Origin of the sequence: Micromonospora sp. NPDC049101, assembly GCF_040648675.1 — a bacterium.
Taxonomy (GTDB): domain Bacteria; phylum Actinomycetota; class Actinomycetes; order Mycobacteriales; family Micromonosporaceae; genus Micromonospora.
The window spans coordinates 267974-287746 of record NZ_JBEZED010000002.1 but is presented as its reverse complement, the minus strand read 5'-3'; the positions used below and the strand labels follow the sequence as shown (position 1 = coordinate 287746).

12 protein-coding genes are annotated in these 19773 nt (G+C 70.0%); 7 read left to right on the top strand and 5 right to left on the bottom strand.

Features of this window, described 5'->3' with window-relative positions; genetic code table 11:
* Positions 1-8 precede the first annotated feature (8 nt).
* The gene (locus AB0B57_RS03915; protein ID WP_357064883.1) at positions 9-530 is read right to left on the bottom strand and encodes an FcoT family thioesterase; all 522 of its coding nucleotides are present in this window, start codon (positions 528-530) and stop codon (positions 9-11) included.
* A 22-nt stretch (positions 531-552) separates the two neighbouring features.
* Complete coding sequence (locus AB0B57_RS03910; protein ID WP_357064881.1) at positions 553-1440, bottom strand: TauD/TfdA family dioxygenase; 888 nt, start codon at positions 1438-1440, stop codon at positions 553-555.
* A 295-nt stretch (positions 1441-1735) separates the two neighbouring features.
* Here AB0B57_RS03910 and AB0B57_RS03905 point away from each other — a divergent pair, with 295 nt between their 5' ends.
* From AB0B57_RS03905 to AB0B57_RS03880, 6 genes are all read left to right on the top strand, one after another.
* Positions 1736-3070 (top strand): SWIM zinc finger family protein, encoded by a 1335-nt coding sequence (locus AB0B57_RS03905; RefSeq protein ID WP_357064880.1) that lies wholly within the window; start codon positions 1736-1738, stop codon positions 3068-3070.
* The gene (locus AB0B57_RS03900; RefSeq protein WP_357064878.1) at positions 3067-5604 is read left to right on the top strand and encodes a DUF6493 family protein; all 2538 of its coding nucleotides are present in this window, start codon (positions 3067-3069) and stop codon (positions 5602-5604) included. Before AB0B57_RS03905 ends, AB0B57_RS03900 begins: the two co-directional genes overlap by 4 nt.
* A gap of 228 nt (positions 5605-5832) precedes the next feature.
* On the top strand, positions 5833-7326 hold the full coding sequence (zwf, locus tag AB0B57_RS03895; protein WP_357064877.1) for a glucose-6-phosphate dehydrogenase: 1494 nt from the start codon (positions 5833-5835) through the stop codon (positions 7324-7326).
* 219 nt (positions 7327-7545) lie between these two features.
* Positions 7546-8301, top strand: a complete 756-nt coding sequence (locus AB0B57_RS03890) for an SUMF1/EgtB/PvdO family nonheme iron enzyme (RefSeq protein WP_357064875.1) — start codon at positions 7546-7548, stop codon at positions 8299-8301.
* A 262-nt stretch (positions 8302-8563) separates the two neighbouring features.
* Complete coding sequence (locus AB0B57_RS03885; RefSeq protein WP_357064873.1) at positions 8564-14839, top strand: RHS repeat-associated core domain-containing protein; 6276 nt, start codon at positions 8564-8566, stop codon at positions 14837-14839.
* Positions 14840-14851: 12 nt separating this feature from the next.
* Positions 14852-15247 (top strand): hypothetical protein, encoded by a 396-nt coding sequence (locus AB0B57_RS03880; protein ID WP_357064872.1) that lies wholly within the window; start codon positions 14852-14854, stop codon positions 15245-15247.
* 609 nt (positions 15248-15856) lie between these two features.
* Here the strand turns inward: AB0B57_RS03880 and AB0B57_RS03875 are convergent.
* Positions 15857-16033: a hypothetical protein gene (locus AB0B57_RS03875; protein WP_357064870.1), complete on the bottom strand. Its 177-nt coding sequence runs from the start codon at positions 16031-16033 to the stop codon at positions 15857-15859.
* Positions 16034-16193: 160 nt separating this feature from the next.
* Here AB0B57_RS03875 and AB0B57_RS03870 point away from each other — a divergent pair, with 160 nt between their 5' ends.
* Positions 16194-16448 carry a three-helix bundle dimerization domain-containing protein gene (locus AB0B57_RS03870; protein ID WP_357064869.1) on the top strand — a complete coding sequence of 85 codons (255 nt, stop codon included), beginning with the start codon at positions 16194-16196 and terminating at the stop codon, positions 16446-16448.
* A gap of 116 nt (positions 16449-16564) precedes the next feature.
* Here the strand turns inward: AB0B57_RS03870 and AB0B57_RS03865 are convergent, their stop codons facing one another.
* Together AB0B57_RS03865 and AB0B57_RS03860 are read right to left on the bottom strand one after the other, a co-directional pair.
* A complete protein-coding gene (locus AB0B57_RS03865; protein ID WP_357064868.1) occupies positions 16565-17836 on the bottom strand; it encodes a CehA/McbA family metallohydrolase in 1272 nt (423 codons plus the stop codon).
* A gap of 107 nt (positions 17837-17943) precedes the next feature.
* Positions 17944-19731: an NAD-binding protein gene (locus AB0B57_RS03860; protein ID WP_357064867.1), complete on the bottom strand. Its 1788-nt coding sequence runs from the start codon at positions 19729-19731 to the stop codon at positions 17944-17946.
* Between the last annotated feature and the right edge of the window lie 42 nt (positions 19732-19773).

Here is a 19773-nt window from a genome sequence, read left to right as displayed (position 1 = left end):
ATCGACTGCTAGGCCTTCAGCGCGAGGAGCACCTTGCCGTGGCAGGCGGCCCGCTCGGTCTCGCCGAAGCGGCACACGGTCTGCAGGAAGAGCAGGGGACCGTTGCCCCAGTCCCGCTGAAAGACGTCGACGACGTCGAGTTCGCCCCAGAAGCCGCTCCCCCGTCCGCGCATGTGCTCGCGGAAGGAGCTGTGGAAGTCGACGATGAACATGTCGGGCAGTTGCCGCTCCCAGAAGTCGTCGACGGTCCAGTGGGCGAAGGCACGGATCACCCGCTCCTTGATGGACTTCGCGAGGACGAAATAGATCATCTGGTTGAAGCAGATGTTGAACTCGACAGCGTTGAAGTGCCCGGTGTCGTCGATGTAGCAGGACTCCGGGATGTGCAACCGGCCGTGCACGCTGGCCTGCCCGCCCTCGTCGGCGGGGTCGCCCTTGACCGTCACCGTGGCGGAGGTCAGATAGCGGCAGTGCGGCTTGTAGACCCGAAGCACCCGTTCCAGCAGGACATCGTCGCCACCCAGTTCCATCGTCATCTCCCTCGCGACCCGGTTACTGCCCGATGCCGGGATAGAAGTCGTACTCGTCGTGCACCGTCACCCGGAACGAGACGGTCGGCTCCGGCTGTGGGGTGTGCAGGGCACGGTGCACCAGGCTGCGGTTGTCCCAGATGAGCAGGTCGCCCGGGTCGAACGTCTGCAGGTGGATGCCGGGATGCGTGAACGTGGTGTCGGCCTGCCCGACGGCCGCGAACAGCTCGGGGAGCAGGTTGTCGCGCAGCGGCTGACCGCCGGCGTCCCGCATCTGGTGGCTGACCGCCTCGCTGATGTAGAGGACGTCGTTGCCGGTGACCGGGTGCGGGAACACGGTGGGATGGGTGACCGCCGGGGTCTTCTCCTCGATCTCCGCGAGCACCTCGGAGATCGGCCGGTAGACGTCGGACGGCCGGACCTTGAAGTACCGCCGCACGCTGTTCACCACGCGCGTGCCCGCGATCTCGGCGCGCAGCCCGGCGGGCAGTCGCGCGTACGCCTTCTCCATGTCGATGAAGAGGGTGCCGCGCCGGCCCTGCGGAATGACCTGCGGGTAGATCAGGGTGAGGCCGAACGGGCGGGGCATGAACGAATAGTCGTGGTGCCAGAAGTTGCCGGTCTTGGGGACGCCGACCTGCTTGCCCTCCGCCTTGACGTTGGAGGAGACGAAGATCTCGGGGTATTCGGGGTGGTGGTACATCGGCTCGTAGTAGGTTTCCACCGCCCCGAGCCGCCGGCCGAACGCGATGAAGTCGGCGGGCGAGAGCTCCTGGTTCCGCAGGACCACTATTTTGTGGGTGTAAACCGATTGTTTAAGATCCGCGATGACGTCGTCCGGCGCGTCGAGGACGCGCAGGTCCGGGACGGCGACGCCGATATTCGTGTTTCCGGCGGAAAGCGTGGTCACCAGCTCCTCCTCGACGGCGAGAGTCAGGCCTCAGGTCAGGGTAGGAACGCGCGATCGGGGCGGACAGAGCCCGCCGCCGAGGCCGGGGGTGAACCTGGGGTCGGCGGCGCTTCTCTGGGGCTGATGCTGGGGTCGACGGAGCCAACCGGGGTCTCCCCTTCTCGACTCGGTTTGGCAAATTCGCGGTGTCCCAGCGGCCCGAACACCCCGGTTTCACCAAAACCGAGTCGATCATCACCGCCTTCCCAGCCTCGTCGCGGCGCGCTGTCGGGGGTTGGTCGTAGGTTCTGCAGTCGTGAGCGCCCTCCAGACGTACCGCTACCTTCGACCGTCCACACTGCACCGGGGTGACCTGGCGCTGCAGACCAGTGGCGGGCCTGCGACCAACCCGCGGTTCTTCTTCGGCTTTCTGACGACTCCGCAGGCGGCGGCCGCCGGGTTGCTGGCGGTCGCCGAGGTCGCCCGGACCCGTTATCACCAGCCGGTCAGCCCGGCGAGCCTCGATCCCGTGGTCACCGGCAGCCGGGACCGGCTGCGCTTCGAGTCGTTCTCCGGCTGCTGCGGCGTGTACGCCCGGCTGGACGTCGTGCCGGCCGGGTTCGACGGCGACGTCGTCGAGCACGGCACCACGAACGTCGACGTGAACGCGCCGCTGCGAGAGGCGCTGGCCCGCGTGGGTGGCATCGACCCGCTGCACCTGTCGGTGGGGCCGGACGACCTGACCGTGTCCACCCTCGATGGTCCGGTGGTGGAGAAGAAGGTGCCGCTGCCCGGGCGTTGGCTACGGGGGTTCGCCGAGGTCCACCTGATCGCCGCGGCCATGGCACCGCGGGCGGAGATCCCGGCGGCGGAGGCGGTCGCCTTCCTGCGCCGGCTGCCGGCGGGCAACGACCGTTCGGTGCTCTGGGTGGTGCCGGCTGGGCGCTCGCTGCGGCTGACCTCGCGCCCGGTGCCCGGCGCGGTGTGCCTGGCCGGCGCGGGACGGCTCGCCACGCTGCGTGGGCTCCTCCGGTTTGCGAAGACCCTGCGGGTGTACGGGCCACCGACGTCGGCCGGGTCGCCGCCGCTGCCGAGCGTGTGGGAGCTCGACTGCGGCGCGCTGCGGCTGTCGCTGACCCTGTCACCGGAGCCCTACCGGGGCTTCTCCGGTGAGGGTGGCGCGCTGAGCGCGCTCGCCACGGACGACGTCGCCGACGACGCCGCGCTGGTCGCCGCGCTGCTGTCCTGGGACCCGACGATCGACGTCCACGCGTTGGCCGCCTCGGCGGGGATCTCGGCGGACCGGGTCCGGGCCGCGCTGGCCCAGCTGGGCACCGCCGGCCGGGTCGGCTTCGACGTGGCCGAGGCGGGCTACTTCCACCGGGTGCTGCCGTATGATGCCGGCCGGGCCGAGCGGGACAATCCCCGACTGGTCGGGGCGCGGGCGCTTGTCGAGGCGGGCGCGGTCACGCTCGACGGCGAGGCGGCGACCGTACGCCACGGCGACGAGGTCTACCGGGTCCGCCGCCGGACGGACGGGTCGTACACCTGCTCCTGTCCCTGGTGGGCGCGGCACCGCGGCCAGCGCGGGCCCTGCAAGCACGCGCTCGCCACGACGATGGTGGGCGCCGCGGTGGAGGTCGGGGCGTGACCGATCAGTTCGACTTCCTGGTCCGGGGTGACGTCGGCGCGGCCGTCGACGCGGTCACCGGCCTCGACGAGCAGGGGCGGCGGTCGTTCGCCGACGCTCTGGTGGCCCACGTGCGCCGCCGGCGCGACAACTGGTGGTGGAACAAGGAGGCGACGGCCCTGGCGGTGGCCGCGATCGGGTCCCTGCCCACCGCCGCCGCGGCGGCCGAGCTGCTCGGCCGGCGCAACGTGTCGCTGCGGCGCGCCGACGCCGAGCTGGTGGTCCAGGTCGCGCGGACGCGTGGGGTGCCCTGGCTGGGCGAGCTGGCCCACCGGCTGGCCGACCGGCTCCGCCGGGACGACCCGACGGACGGCTGGGAATTCGTCGCCGAGCTGGTCACCGCCGAGAAGGCGGCGACACCCACCGGTGACCAGTTCGTGAACGGGTGGCTCGCCCAACTGGCGTGGCCGCCGGAGTCGCAGCGACCGATCCCGCTGGTGGACCGGCTCCGGGCGGACGTGTTCCTCGCCGCCCTGGTGCCGCGCCTGTTCGAGGTGGACGGCGTCGGCACGCGGATGTCCTTCGACGAGTTCATGACCGACGAGACGTTCGCGCTGCCGCGTGCGCTGACGCGGCTGGCCGGCGAGGGCCGCCTGGACCGTGGGACGCTGCTCGACGGTTGCCTGAGCCGGTTGTTGCGCGGCGACCGGCCGGCCGCGTTGCGGGCGTTCGTCACCCTGCACGTCCTGCTGGAGCCCACCGCCAGTGAGGTCGACAGGCGTCGCGGAGACTACCTGCGCCTGCTCGCCGACGCTCCCGGGTCCGTGGCGTCGATGGCGCAAAGGACGCTGCGGGCTCTCGACGCCCCGGAGGTCGAGGGGCTGCTCGACGCTTCGCGGGCTGTGCTCATCCGCACGGACAAGGCGCTGGTCCGCGCGCAGCTCGGCTGGCTGGACCAGCTCGCCCGCCGGCACACCGACCGGGCGGCGGAGGTCGCCGAGGTCATCGCGACAGCCGTCGACCACCCGGCGGCGGACATCCGCGACCGGGCCGGCACGCTGGCCGCCCGACATGGGTACGTGGTCTCCCCGCGGGTCGTCGTCGCCACGGTGGGCGACGACCTGCCGCCACCGGCCGGCCCGCTGCCCGCGCCCCCGGCCATCACCGACCCGGACGAGCTGGCGGAGGAGGTCGCTGCCCTGCTCGGCGGCCCCACGAGGGCGTCTGCTCTGGAACGGGTTCTCGACGCGGTGGTCCGGCTCGCCGGTGGCGACCGCGCCCGACTGAAGGACGCCCTGGTGCCGGTGCTGCGGCGGCACCGCGCCAACGCGGAGGAACACCCGTGGGATCCGTGCTGCCTGTGCGGTCTCCTCGGCGGGGTGCTGCACGCGGCAGCCGACCCGGCAGAGGGCAGCGTCCGGCGGGGACGGTGGGCCGCGATGCGGGCGGCGCTGCGACGCCGCACGTCGGGCGGCCCGTCCCTCGATCCACGGGTCCCCCCGCCGCACCGGCTGCTGCGGGCGCGGCTGGCCGAGATCGGTGACCGCGTCGGCCCGCCCCAGCACCCCGGTCTGCTCGCGGCTCCGACCCTGGCGAACGGTGCCGTCGACCCGGAGACGCTGTACGACCGCCTGACCCGGCTCGGCGAGCACGGCGCGTGGGAGATGGACCTGACGCAGGCCCTGCTACGGCTGCCCGCGCGGGTCGACGAGCCCCTCGCGGCCAAGGCGGCGGCGCTCGGCACGCCTGCCGGTGACCGGCTGGCCGGCTGGCTGCGCGCCGGCGGCCTGCCGACCCCGGACCAGCAGGTGGTCACGCTGCGCCGCCGGGAGCGCCGACAGGGCCACGACTGGGGGTACGACGAGCTGCCGCAGCAGCGGACGCACGTGCGGATCAGCCCGCCGGAGGGCGTGGACGACCCGTTCGGTCTGCTCACCGTGCGGGACCGATCCGTGGACAGCTACGTCGGCGACGCGACCCTGCTCTGGCCGGCCGTGCTGCCCGGCTACCGGGGGCTCGTCGCGGCGTACGCGCTGCCGGACATCGCCAGTGGCGCCGACCAGGACGTGTCCGGGGGCGCCGCGATCCTGCCGCTGCTCGCCGAGTGCGGTGGCGACGGCGGTCCCGCCGTCGACCTCGCGCTCGCGTACGGCCTGGGTGCCCGGCACGAGTCCGACCGGGTCGCCGCCGTGGACGCCCTGCTGATTTTGGCCGCCACCGGCGACCTGGACGCTCCCCAGGTCGGGGCCCACCTCGGCGCCCTCGCCGCCGTCGGTGACGTCACGCTGACCCGTACCCTGCAGCCGCTGCGCGACGCGGCCGCCGCCGGTGCCCCGCTCAGCACCTGGCGGCTGCTCGCCGCCGCGGTGCCCGCGCTGCTCGCGGCGCCGAAGGTCCCGCGCGGCACCCCGGACCTGTTGACCCTCGCGGCGGAGACGGCGGGCGCGACCGGCGCCCGGACCGACGTGCCGGGGCTGGCCGACGTCGCCGCGCGCGGAGGGTCGAGCCGGCTCGTCACCGAGGCGCGGCGCCTGTCCGACGCGCTCGGCAGGTGATGCCCTCTTCGCGGGCTGCCCGGCCGATCACACGTATCACCACCTCGTTACGCCGACAGTCCGCACCGAACCGCCACCGAGTCGCCCACCCGTCGGCCCGGCATGCGACGCTCAAGGTCCGCGACCAACGGGCCACGCCTCGTGACCCCCGGCCACTACCGTCAGAGCCGCACAATTCCCGGCAGGACAGCATCCCCCACCCCTTGTGCCCCCGGAGGAACGCAGACCATGGACCACGCATCTCAGCTCATCCAGGAGCGGAGTGCCCCGCCGGCCACGCTGGTGATCTTCGGTGCCTCTGGCGACCTGACCCGGCGTAAGCTGCTGCCCGCAGTCGAGAGCCTGGCTCGGCACGAACGGCTCCCCGACCAGTTCGCGCTTGTCGGCGTCGCGCGCACGCCGATGACCGACGAGCAGTTCACCGAGAGCGCCCTCGGCGAACGCACGCTCGCCAGCAAGCGTCAGGTCCAGGGCGGCGTGCGGTACGTCGCCGGCGGCTACGACGACCCGGAGACCTACGAGCGGCTCGTGAAGACCCTCGACGAGTTGGACGCACAGCGGGGCACGTCCGGCAACCGGCTGTTCTACCTGTCCACCCCGGCCGGGGCCTTCGAGCCGGTGATCAAGGGACTGGCCGGCGTCGGGCTCAACCAGCCACGCGAAGGCTCCTTCGCCCGCCTGGTCATCGAGAAGCCGTACGGGCGCGACCTGGTCACGGCCCGCGGTCTCGACGGCGTCGTGCACAGCGCGTTCGACGAGCACCAGGTCTTTCGTATCGATCACTATCTGGGCAAGGACACCGTCCAGAACGTGCTGGCGCTGCGCTTCGCGAACTCGATCTTCCAGCCCATCTGGGACCGCTCCTGGGTCGACCACGTGCAGATCACCGTCGCCGAGACCCTCGGCGTCGGCAGCCGCGGCGGCTTCTACGAGGACGCCGGCGCGATGCGGGACATCGTGCAGAACCACGTGCTCCAGGTCCTCGCGCTGGCACTGATGGAGCCACCGGCCTCATTCGAGGCTGAGGGCCTGCGCAACGAGAAGGTGAAGCTGCTACAGGCGATCCGGCTCCCCACCGACCGGGACATCGCCGAGGCCGCGGTCCGGGGCCAGTACACCCGGGGTGGCACCCGCGAGGAGTTGATGGCCGGCTACCGCGAGGAGACCGGCGTCGACCCCCTTTCCCGGACCGAGACCTACGCCGCCATGCGGCTCAACGTGGACAACTGGCGCTGGGCCGGTGTGCCGTTCTATGTCCGCACCGGCAAGCGCCTGCCGGCCCGGCTCACCGAGGTGGCGCTGCAGTTCCAACGGCCGCCGCACCTGCCGATCCCGACCGACCAGCTCACCGGCCTCGATGCTGACGCGCTGATCCTGCGGATCCAGCCGAACGAGGGCATCTCGCTGCGCTTCGGTGCCAAGGTGCCGGGCCACTCCTTCCGGGTCCGCACCGCCACGATGGAGTTCTCCTACGACCAGACGTTCGTCGAGGAGTCCCCGGAGGCGTACGAGCGTCTACTCCTGGACGCGCTGATCGGTGACGCGTCGCTGTTCATCCGCAGCGACGAGGTGCAGCAGGCCTGGCGGATTGTCGACCCGATCATCGACAACTGGGCGAAGGACAACTCGCCGATCCCCACCTACGAGGCCGCCTCCTGGGGCCCGACCGACGCCGACCGGCTCATCGGCCGGAACGGCCGAAAGTGGCGCAACTCCGCATGACCCTGCCGCTGCGAGTGCGACCGCGCTGCTGGGCCCGACCGCTTGGTCTCACCATCGGCGCGCAGCGCGGTCGTCTCAGCGAGCCGGTCATCGAATCGATGGCCGGCGGCCGGCCCGAGCAGGCTGGCTAAGGAGCCTGCACCGAGCAGTTGATCCGTGCGCAAGCCGCGGGGCATCGGGAGCGACCGCCGGGCGGCGCGGCTGCTAGCGTTCGCCGCCATGTGGACCGAGGAATTCGTGGCCGGGCGCCCGGCCTGGCGGCATGTCCCGTCGGGGGTTGTGTTCCGGGAGGTTCCGGGCGGCACGTTCCGGATGGGACTGTCCGAGGCGGAACTGGACGCGGTACGCGCCATCGAGCGCAGCGGCGGTGTCGAGGACACCATCGCGCCGTTCCTCGCCAGCGCCGGGGACGCCCAACCGGTACGCGACGTGCGGGTCGAGCCGTTCCTGCTCGCCCGGCACCCGCTGACGGTGGCGCAGGTCCAGCACTGGCTGCCGGAGTACGAAGACGACTACGCCGAGGCGGCCACCGGCACGGCTAGGCTCGAAGGCGACCTGCACGACCTGCTCAAGCTGTTGCCGTTCCAGCTACCCAGCGAGGCGCAGTGGGAATACGCGGCGCGAGCCGGCACCACCACGCTGACCTCCCGCGGCGACGGGAAACCCGACGAGGACCAACTGCTCGACGACTTCGGCGATGCGACGCGGACCGCCGCCAGCGAGAACGCGTTCGGCTTGGCGGCCATGGGGTCGGCGAACGAAATCTGCGCCGACGTATGGATCCCCGGGTTCGACGGCGCACCGTCAGATGCGCGACCACGGACCGGCGACGGTCCCCGGACCGTGCGCGGCGGCGCCGCCGACCTGTTCCCGTGGCAGGGCTGTGACGAGTGGCTGCTGCTGCTCTCCGCCACCCGGTACGGGCACGCCGACTTCACGGCGGTACGCCCAGCCGCACCGCTGCCACCCAACTGAGGACGGCGGCCGGACGGCCGACCCTTGAGATCCATGCTCGTCCGCCGCCGCGACGATGTTCCTGGCATTGGCAGCCTCCGCGGCAGTAGGTGTGGCGCGGGTGCCGCACGCCCCGCCGCAACCCCCGATGGGACCAGTGATCAACCATAAAGGTTGATGATCATCGACTTAACTTGGGGTTATCTGAGCGCTACTCACTTTTCAGGAGGACGTAGTGGCGTCAGGTAGACGGTTGTGGGGTGCTCCCTCACGAATTCCTCGCATGTCGCGTGGCCGATGGGGGCGCGCGGTTGCGGTGGGGATGTCGGTGGTGCTGGCCGCCACGATGGCGGATTGGGTGACGCTGGAGCGGGCTGCTGCGGCGGCGCCGCAGGCGCCCGTTCAGCAGTCGGCGCCGAGCCCTCAGATACTGGAGCGGCCCGATGAGGCAGCCGCGTTGGTGACAGCGCGGGTCACGGGCAAGAAGGTGAAGATCACCAGCCGGACGTCGGAGACGGCGGAGCACTGGGCGCTGCCCAGCGGTGAGATCGAGGCGTCGATGGACTCCGCCCCGGTGCGGTTCCGGGAGTCGGACGGCTCCTGGCGACCGATCGACACGAAGCTCGTCGCGCGAGGCGATGGCCGTTTGCAGATGGCGGCGAGCCGGTTGCAGGTGTCCCTTGCCGGGCCGGCGGTGTCGAGCCGGGGTCGGTCGCAGCCGTTGGCGTCCGTGACCGTGCGTCCTGGTCGCACGTTCGGTTACAGCCTCGACGGCGCGGCGAGCGTCGCCCCGGTGCTGGACGGCTCGACAGCCCTGTACCGGGACGTGTTGCCGCACACGGACGTGGAACTTGTCGCGTCCGGCGCGGAACTGAAAGAGACGGTGATCCTTCAGTCACCACAGGCGGGCAACTCGTGGCTGTTCCCCCTCCAGCTCGATGGGCTCACGCCACGGATGGAGAAGGACGGTTCCGTCGCGCTGCTCGACTCCGCCGGCAAGGCGGTGGCATGGATCCCGCACGGCTCGATGCAGGACTCCCGGGTGAAGTTGCCGACCGGTGAGCCGGTGTCGTCGGCCGCGGTGGACTACAAGCTGGTGAAAACCGGGAAGGGTACGGCGTTGCGGGTGACAGCGGACGCCGCATGGCTGCGAGATCCGGCGCGGGTGTGGCCGGTGCGGGTGGACCCGACGATCACGACCCTGACGACCGGCGACGTGACCGCGGACAGCGACTCGGGAACGGACGCGGCCGAACAGAACGGTCACTCGCTGGCGGCCGGGACGGACAACGACGGCGACGCGCGGTCGTTCATCCACTTCGACAATTTCAACAGCGACGGCCTCCTGGGCAAGCAGATCACGGCGTCGAAGTTGAAGTTGTTCCACACCTGGTCGTGGGACTGCACCACCCACCTGCCGTTCAACGTGCACAAGGTGACTCAGGCGTGGACGGTGGCGAACCTGTCCAGCGGGGTGTGGCCAGGTCCGACGCTCAGTTCGGCGATTGCGTCGTACACGATCGCCGACAACTATCCGGCGTGTACGAACACGTCGGCGAACCGGAGCACCGGCAAGTGGCACACGGTGACTCTCCCCACGACGACGTTCAACGAGTGGGCCGCCGGAGGTCTGAACGAGGGTCTGGCGTTGACCGCGTCCGAAACCGACGCGAAGGCGTGGAAGCGGTTCACCTCGGCCAACTACAACGCCGGCTCGCACATGCCGAAGCTGGAGTTGACCTATCAGTCGTACGCGACGGTCACGGCACGAACAACCGTCCCGTCGACGCCCTGCGCCACCGGCTCCGGCGCCCCGTACATCAACTCGAAGACGCCCCAGTTGCGGGCGCAGGTCAACGACGCGGAGGGCTCGCAGGTACGGGCTGAGTTCGAGTGGCTGACCGCCAGCGGCACGCGGATCGGTGGGACGACCGTCGGCCCCGGTTCCTCGGGTTCCTGGCTCGCCACCACCGTGCCGACCGGCACCTTCACCGAGGGCAGCACCTACTCGTGGCGGGTCCGCGGCAACGACGGCATCGCGAACGGGCCCTGGACGGGCCTGTGCTCGATGATCATCGACACTACCGCGCCGTCGGCGGTGCCAGCGGTCTCCTCCACGGCATACCCCGCGGGCCAGTGGGCCGGAGCAGCCGGCACCGCCGGCACCTTCACCTTCGGCCCATCGGGTGTGAGTGACGTAGCCGCGTACGAGTACGGCCTCAACGTCAACCCGCCCAACCAGACCGTCAACGCGGCCAGTCTCGGCGGCAGTGCCACCGCCTCGATCACTCCGACCGCTGACGGGCCGCAGACGCTGTACGTGCGCTCGCGTGACCGGGCCGGCAACCAGTCGGCGATCCAGGCGTACACCTTCAACGTCGGCTCCGGCGCGGTGACCTCGCCCAAGGAGGGTGACATCACCGCGGCGAAGGTGGCCATCACCGGCGTGGGCCAGGCGGCCGCCGCCGGTGTGACGTACCAGTGGCGACGCGGCGACGCCGACGGGTGGGTAAGCATCCCGGCCGGTCACGTGAGCGTGGCCGCGGGCGGCGCGGCGGTCACCTGGCCGCTGGCCAGCAGCGGCGGCGGGGCCTTCCCGAAGTTGAACTGGGACGTGGAGGCGACGCTCACCGCCGCGGACGCCGAGTCGATCCCTCGCGACGGCCCGCTACAACTACGCGGCATCTTCACCGGCGGCACGGGCGGCACGTCCAGCACGGTGAAGATCACCTTCGATCGGGCCCAGGCGTCCGCCGCGTCCGAGGACGTGGGACCTGGCTCCGTCAATTTGATCACGGGCAACTACAGCCTGTCCGACAGCGACGTGTCCGTGGACTCGTTCGGCAGTGATCTGACGGTCACCCGCTCCTACAACACCCGCCGGGCGAACGACACCGACGCGGCGAACATGTTCGGCCCCGGCTGGGTCTCCGGCACGGTGATCGAGGAGGCCGACGCGCCCTACACGGCGTTGACCGTCTACGGCTCACTCATCCAGGTCGGGCTGCCCGAGGGCGAGACGATCGGGTTCACCAGACGCACCGCCGCCGCCTTCGATCCGGAGGTCGGGATGGAGTCGCTGAAGCTGGCCTACGACGGGACCGGCGACAAGTACACCCTCACCGACGACGAGGGCAACACGGTGCTGTTCACCCGGGTGACCGGCACCGCGGTCGGGAAGTACTTCCCGACCTCGGTCACCGCGCCGGGCAGCAACCAGACCAGCACTCTGGGCTGGGAGAAGGTGACGATCAACAGCAAGGAGGTCGTTCGACCCACCCGGATGCTGGCACCGGTGCCAGACGGGGTCAACTGCGCCACCCTGACCCGCGGCTGCCGCGCCCTCACCTTCACCTACGCGACCGCCACCACCGCGACCGGCACGGTCGAGGCGTCCTGGGGCGATCACGTGGGCCGAGTGAAGGAAATCTCCTTCACCGCCTGGGACCCGGACCTGGCCACCCCCGCGATGCGCACCGTGCCGATGGCCCGGTACGCGTACGACAACGCCGGGAAGCTCCGGGCCAGCTGGGACCCGCGCCTGGACTGGAACGACGCCGGCACCACCCGCCACCTCTGGGACACCTACGACTACACGGCGCAGGGAATCCTCAGCGTCGTCAAGCCGAACGCCCAAGAGCCGTGGCAGCTCAGCTACACCACCATCCCGGGTGACCCCGGGCTGGGCCGGCTGCACAAGGTGACCCGCTCGGCGCTCACCGCCGGAACCGCCACACAGACGGTGGTCTACAAGGTTCCGGTCTCCGGCACCGGGGCGCCCTACGACCTCTCACCAGGACAGACCACCCGGTGGGCCCAGGCCGAAGCGCCAACCGACGCCACCGCGGTCTTCCCGGCCAACCAGGTGCCGAACGGCAACCCGGCGGCGGGCACCCTGCCGTCGTCGTACGAACGGGCGACGGTGACCTACCTCGACGCCAACGCCCGGGAGGTCAACACGGCCACACCGGGAGGGCACGTCGGTGCCATCTGGTACGACCAGTGGGGCAACACCGTCCGCACACTGAGCGCCGGCAACCGGGCACGCGCCCTCAACACCGGTTCGTCAGACGACGCGGCAGCGGAAAGCATGCTCGCCCGCCGCTACTCCACCCTCAACCTCTACTCCTCCGACGGCCAGCGGCTGACCAGCACGCAGGAGCCCGAGCACGACGTGATGCTGCCAAACGGCACCACCGTGCGTGGGCGCAAGCACACCATGAACACCTACGACCAGGGCGCACCGACCACCGGTGGCCCGTACAGCCTGGTCACCACCCAGGTCGTCGCCGCCCGGATCTGGAACGCCAACGGCGTGGAGAGCGACACCGACCAGAGGACCACCACCACCGCGTACGACTGGGCCCTGCGCCAGCCGACCGTGGTGACTGTCGACCCGGCCGGGCTGGCCCAGACCACGCGCACGACGTACGACCCGATCACCGCCCTGACCACCTCGACCACGACTCCGGCGGGCGGCGCCACCACCAACACGCCCTCCACCCAGACAACCGTCTACTACCGGGCGACCTCCGGCTCCGGCTACACCGAGTGTGACCTGAAGCCGGAGTGGTCCAACCTGCCCTGCCGGGTGCAGTCCGGCGGCCAGGCCGCCAGTGGGCCCGAACTGCCGGCCAAGGCCACCACCTACGACATGCTCAACCAACCGCGGATGGTCACCGAGAAGACCAGCGCCGGCACGCTGCGGACCACCACCACGACCTACGACAGCGCGGGTCGCGCGTACGAGACCAGCGTGGCCGCGTCAGGGCTCGGCACGGCGGTGCCCATCAGCCGGAACGTCTACGACCCCGCGACGGGCCGCCTGCTGCGCAGTCAGCAGGTGGTTGGCGGACTGGCGACCGCGCAGGTGGAGGAGGGGTACGACAGCTTGGGCCGGCAGACGTCGTACACCGACGCCGACGGAGTCACCTCGACCACCACGTACGACCTGCTCGGGCGGCTGGCGACCAGCAACGACGGCAAGGCCACCCGGACCTACACCTATGACGGTGGCGCCGAGCGGCGTGGTCTGCTCACGTCGGTCAACGACACGCAGGCCGGCACCTTCTCCGGCAGCTACGACGCCGACGGCACACTGACATCGGAGACCTGGCCAAACGGCATGCAGGTCACCACGCAGACCGACGAGACGGGCACCCAGGTCGGCATGACCTACGTCAAGCCCGGCTGCGCGTCCACCGACTGCACCCTGCACACCGAGTCGGTGGTGGAATCGACGCACGGCCAATGGCGAGACCGCTCGTCCAGCCTGTCCGAACAGAACTACAGCTACGACCAGGCTGGCCGACTCACCTCGATCCAGGACACCATCGGCGGCCAGTGCGCCACCCGCTCGTACGGGTTCAGCACCTCGTCGAACCGCAACTCGGCCAACACCTACGGCCCGGGCACCGACGGTGTGTGCCAGACGTCGACGCCGGCATCGTCGCGAACCTGGACGTACGACACGGCAGACCGGGTCAACACCGCCGGTTACGTCTACGACGCGTTGGGCCGCACGACGACGGTGCCCGCGATCGACACCGCCGTCACGTCGGGAGGGAACGCGACCCTCACGTACCACTCGACGGACCTGGTGGACACGATCACCCAGGGCGGACGCACGACGGATTACGTCCTGGACGTTACCGGTGAACGAGTCCGCTCGTGGACCGACAACGCCAGTGGCACCGCCGTGCAGTCGGTGCACCACTACGACGGGGACGAGGACAGCCCGTCGTGGACACAGGAAACCACCGCCCGATTCACCCGACCGGTGTCGGGCCTGTCAGCGATGGCCGGCATCTTCGACAGCGAAAGCGCACAGGTCGACTGGCAGATCACCAACCTGCACGGGGACCTGATCGCGACGATCCACGCCGACGACGAAGGCCTGTCCCGCACCAGCGAAGCCACCGAATACGGAACGCCGCGCAATCCCGGCGACGTCGGGACGCAGCGCTACGGCTGGCTCGGCGCCAAGCAGCGAGCAGCGGACACACCGTCAGGCATCATCCTCATGGGCGTCCGCCTCTACAATCCGACCACCGGCCGTTTCCTCCAGGTCGACCCCGTCTACGGGGGCAGCGCCAACCCCTACGAATACTGCGGAGCCGATCCGGTCAATTGCTCCGACCTTGACGGAAAGCGGGCAGAATGCGGCTGCAGTAGCGACAGCGGCTGGAAGAGGCCGGTGAAGAAATGGATCCAGCGTGTACTCAGCGGCGCCAAGCGTCTCAATAACAAATTCACCAACTGGCAGGCCAGGACGGCAGCGCGAGGCTTCCTGAACGGAGCGAGGGGGATCAGGTCAGGCTGGTCGGCCGCGGGAAGGAAGCTCTGGTCAAGCAGGTTCTTCGGTGTGCAAAGCAGATTGTTCGGCAATCAGGGCGCCTACAAGGGAGCGCGTGCAGGTCGCCTCAACGGTCCTGGCAAAAAGGGCTGGCGTGTTGGTTGGAGCGTGAAGCCACGCGGGGGCGGAGGACATGGGTGGGTCTTCCGTGTCCGCACCGGTGGCGGACGAAAGTGGGACATCATCAATGGGCCGAGAATGTAATAGGAAATTGATATGGAAAATTTCTTGAAAGACATGATCGAAGACATTAAGGATTCAGCCGCCATCAGGTGGAACATCAATCGAGACGGGGTTTCGACGCTTTCTGTGGAGCCGATAACCACTGGGCCCTGCCCATTCAGCGTGGCCTGGAGTGCACATGAGGTCGTTGTCGGCTTCGCGCTCGACTCTCGTCTGGAATTCGGGCCGGGCGACGAGGACCTGCCCCTCATCGAGAAAGTGATCGCCGCATGTATCGACGGGCGGGTGACGGTGGTTGATTCGGGCCGGCGGCGCGGCGCAGCGATCGAACTCGATGACGGCTCGGTTGTGGGTGACTCCGCCGCAGTTCGCCGGGCGGACACCGAACGACGGTCCTACTACCAGCCCTACCAGCGAACGGAACGGTAATTAACTGAACTCGGGGGCTTGCGGATTCAATGTCCGCAAGCCCCCGGGCGTCTTGACTGATCGGGGTGGCCGAGGAGGCCACCAAAACCCAAGAAGACCCGCCCCTGCTCCGTTCCGCCCGTCTACCACTGGGGTCCAGCCGCGCCCTGACCGGGCCAGCCCGATCGGCGGCGGGCCGTCCCCGGCGTATCGGGCGTAGGCCAGGAGGTGTCGCATGGGGCGGAGTTCTGGGATACCGGCAGGCCCGGCGATCCCGGATGGAGTGCCGTCGCAGCCCGGGTCATGGACCGCGCGACCGACCTCGCCCGCGAACACGGACATCACAACGCCGGATCGTCTCATTTCCTCGCCGCCGTACTGGCGGAGGACGGCGCTGCCGCGTACCTGCTCGCGGGACCTGAACCTCGACCGGGGGGATCTCCGCCAGCGGCTGAGCCACCAATTCGCGGCGAGCTAGCCGACCGGAGGGCCTGTCCCGGTCGCACACCGGGACAGGCGCCTATCCCCATGACGTCCGCTGGCGGTGTTCCTGCGTCGGGCAACGTGGCGGAAGACATCGCGTGGTGGCCCGCCACCTGGGCGCTCATCTCCACCCCAGCCTTCGCCAGGTTACGGGTGGGCCGCGAGCACGGTCATGATCAGCGCGGCGGTCACCGCCAGGCTCAGCGCCAGCAGCGCTCCGGTAAGGCGGTGATGGAAAGCCGGGCTACTGGCGAGCGGTTGCTGCAGCGCCGTCCACGTCGTCGCGCCGAACAGCGTCAGCGTGAGGACCACGATAATGATCATGGGCTGACCAGACGTCAAAGGAATTGGCCTCCTTGAACGTCGCACCGACCGAGCGGGAAAGCCGGCGTCCGCAGGTGAACTTTGCGCGAACGAATGAGTGTCGAGTGGATGTTCGGGGCACCACTCGTCCAGACACTGAAGACGACGTGCGAGGTGTGTGATGACCGAACCCGCGGCCAGTGGCGGTCTCGTTGACCCGGAGATCGCCCTGCAACGCCAGGTCGAGACGCTGAAACAACGTTTCCCGGACGCTGACGAGAGCGAGATCTCCGCCCTCGTCCACGGGACGCACCAGCGCCTCAAGGACGAAGCGAGCATCGACTCGCACCTGGTCGCCCTGACCGAAAAGCAGGTGACGGAGGAACTGCGCAGCGGCGGTGGGACCGTTCACGTCCGTAGCGACGACACGACCTGAGCAGCAGCGGGAGGTGATGGACACGAGCCGTCGCTCCCGACACCGAATGCCGGTCCCGGACGACCGACGCAGCCACCCACGGCTGACCCGCCGTACCGGGACCGGCACCTCGACGGTCAGGGCCGGAGCCACCAGGGGCTGGTGTAGGCCACCGCGAAGTCGTTACAGGGGTGACCGGCGGGGCCGGGAGTGCCGTTGGCCAGGGACGGGTCGGAGATCCGCAGCACCACCCAGTCGCCGTCGGCGACGTTGAGCGGCACGGTGAAGTCGGCGACCTGACCGTTGACGGTGTCGATGACGTCGACGACCGTCGGCGCCGAGGTGCCAGGACGGAGGACCTGGATCCGCAGCGGCTTGCCGTCCCAGGCTGCGCCGCGGTCCAGATCGAGGAGGAACCGAACGTCGCCGGAGGCCACGTTCAGGACACCACCCATGCGTACACCGTTGGCGACGGCGTCCACCCGCAGCCCCGAGACGCGGGTGGCGAAGGAACGGCGAGCCGCCATCGCCTCGAACACCGCGGCGCGGGTGTTCTCGGCGACCCACAGGCCGCTGCGGCCCTTACCCTCGTGGAAGCCCCAGCTGGTGCCGTGCTCGTCTGTGACGCCGGTCAGCGCCGGCCGCCAACCCGCGTTCAGGCACGCCACCAGCGGTGACGTCGCACCCGACGACCAGCCCTCGAAGAGGAAGTCGTCGGTGCGGTTGAACATCTCCAGCCCCACGAGCTGGTCACGGGCCGAGGCGTTGAAGGAGAAGTTGTTGAACCGGCCCGCCTCCCGTCCGGGGTGGTTGAAGCTCGCCAGACCCCCGGGCCGACCGGCGAGCCAATTGTACAGGCTGCCAGGGCTGCCGGCCCGCAACAGGTCGGCGAAGTCGGAGGTGTTCCAGACGTTGATGTGCCCCTGCAGCGGATGCGACCACTCGAACCCGCGGATCGCGGTGAACCGACCCGGGTCGTTGGCCGCGTTGGCCAGGTCGCCGGTGGTGCGCCACTCGGACGAGCTGAGCCCGTCGATGGAGAAGAGCGTCGCGTGATCGGTCAGCGCGGCGACGTCCAGACCGGCCTCGCGCATGGAGGCGAACGCGGCCTCGGCGCTGCCGTCACCATCCGACATGACCGTGTGGTTGTGCATGTCCGCATGGACCAACGTCGTGCCCTGGGTGATCAGGGATGACCGGCCGGCGCCAACCACCGCGGTCGGGGCACCGGCCGTCCTCGTGTTGGCCGCCCGGGCCGCACTCGGCAGCGCGGCCAGCATCAGCGTCCCGCCGGCACCGGCCAGAAGCGCCCGGCGGCCGAAGCCCGCGGGGACCTCGACCTGGCCGTAGGGCACCTCGTCGTCGGATCCATGATCGTGCTGGCAGTGGTGTGGGTGATGTCCAGTCATGGATATATAGGGATCGACGGAGCTGGCTGAGACGTCACGCCGAGTCGTCGGTCAGGCGAACACTGCGGTACGCCTCGTACCGCGGACGATCGGGCTACGGGGAGCGTTCACCCGCCATCGCGCGGTGCGAGCAGCCGCAAGGGCGCGACATCGGCCAGTGGTTCGGCGTCGGGGCTGGGTACGGTGCGGGGCAGCAGCGTGGCGAGACCGGCGCGTGTGGCCAGCACGATCAGCCGGTCGGTGCGGACCAGTGGCCGACGTTGCGGCAACGACCAGATGGTCTGTCCCGTCCGGCCCGTGCGCACCGCGATCACCCACAGCGCGCCCGGCTGGTTGACCTCGTGGCAGAATCGTCCCTCGAGTGCGGACCCGGCGCCAACGGGCAACTCGGCCACCAGCAACACCCGGCGGCCGACCGCGATGGTGTCGATGACCTGCTGGCCCATCATGGCGGCAGCGAACGCCGGCGCCGCCAAGGATGACACGCTCCGTGACTCGTCAATGCTCAGGAGGCGCTGCGTACGCTCCGCGAAGCCGTCGTCGAACAGCCGTAACACCACCCGCATTGGGGGCCTGACCGCTGCCGACCGTGCGCGGTCCGCCTCGTGCGAGGACCGCCCGGACAGGGCGGTCTCCAGATTGGTCACGTCGTCGTCGGTCAACACCACAAGCGCCCGGCAGGTGTGTACGGACGCGGCTCGCAGTGTCTCGGGACGGGTCGCATCGCCGACGATCACCGGCAGACCCAGCTCACGGGCGACACCGATGCCTCGTGCCGACTCCGTGCGGTCGACGGCGACCACGGAGATGCCGACGGAGTGCAGTTCTTCCAGGACCCTGGTGCCGATGTTGCCCAGCCCCACCAGGACGACATGGTCGTCGATCGGCTCGGTCATGCCGCCAGCGGCGACCGCCAGCCGGGCACGCACCAGGGAGTCCACCACCAGGGCCGTGACGGTGGGAAGCAGCGCCGCCCCGGTGGCCACCAGCACCACCGCGGTCACCTTCTCGGCCAGCGGCGCGGCGGAGTCGACCTCGGCGACTCCCATCGCCGTCAGCAGTGTCAGGTAGGCGGCCTCCCCGAGGTTCACCCCACGGGAGTACGCCAGCACGACGCTGGCCACGGCGAGTATCGCGGCCGTGCCGGCCAAGGCCAGTCGCAGATTGCGGCTGAACACCAGGCCGAGGGCCCGAAGCAGGCGTGGCCTTCGACGCGGCGGATCCATCCGGGGCCGTCCGTAGGCGCGGACGAGTACCAGATCCGCCGAATCCTGGTCCGCCGGAAGGACGACCGGCTCGGTGCCGGTCGTGTCGGCCAGGCCGCACACCACATCCGCACCGACCGGGTCAACGGTGCTGCGCATCGCGCTACGCAGCAGCTCACCGTCGGGCAGCCGCAGGTACGTCGGCGTCGCGTCCCCGAGCGTGGCGGCGACGAACGCCGGTGCGGCGATCTCGGACCCCGAGAGGACGGCGCAGTCCCCGAGCATCGTGGCCACGCCCTCACCGAGCACCGGGTTGAACAGTCTGACCACGATCCGAACGTCCGGAGCCAACTCCCTGGTGATCATGGCGGCATCTACATTCGTCACGTCGTCGACACCGACGAACGCCACGGCCGCCGCCTCCCGGACCCCAGCCTGATCGAGCACCTCCCCGGTCAGGCGACGGGCCACGACGATCTCCGGCTGCCCCTCCGCCACGCCGAATTCCGAGGCGAGGTCGGCAAGGTCGGATACCTGGTGGTCGCTCGACGGTAGGACCACGGTGACCGCGACCCCATAACGGCCTGCCAACTCAACGACCAGACGGCGAGCCACCGCACCGTCCCCACAGACCACAAACCGCCGCCGTGCCGGCTCCCCGGTGCCGCCCTGCCTGGTGTCTCCGGACACAGCCGAATCGTAAACGACCACTTCATACTGAGGTGGGTGTCA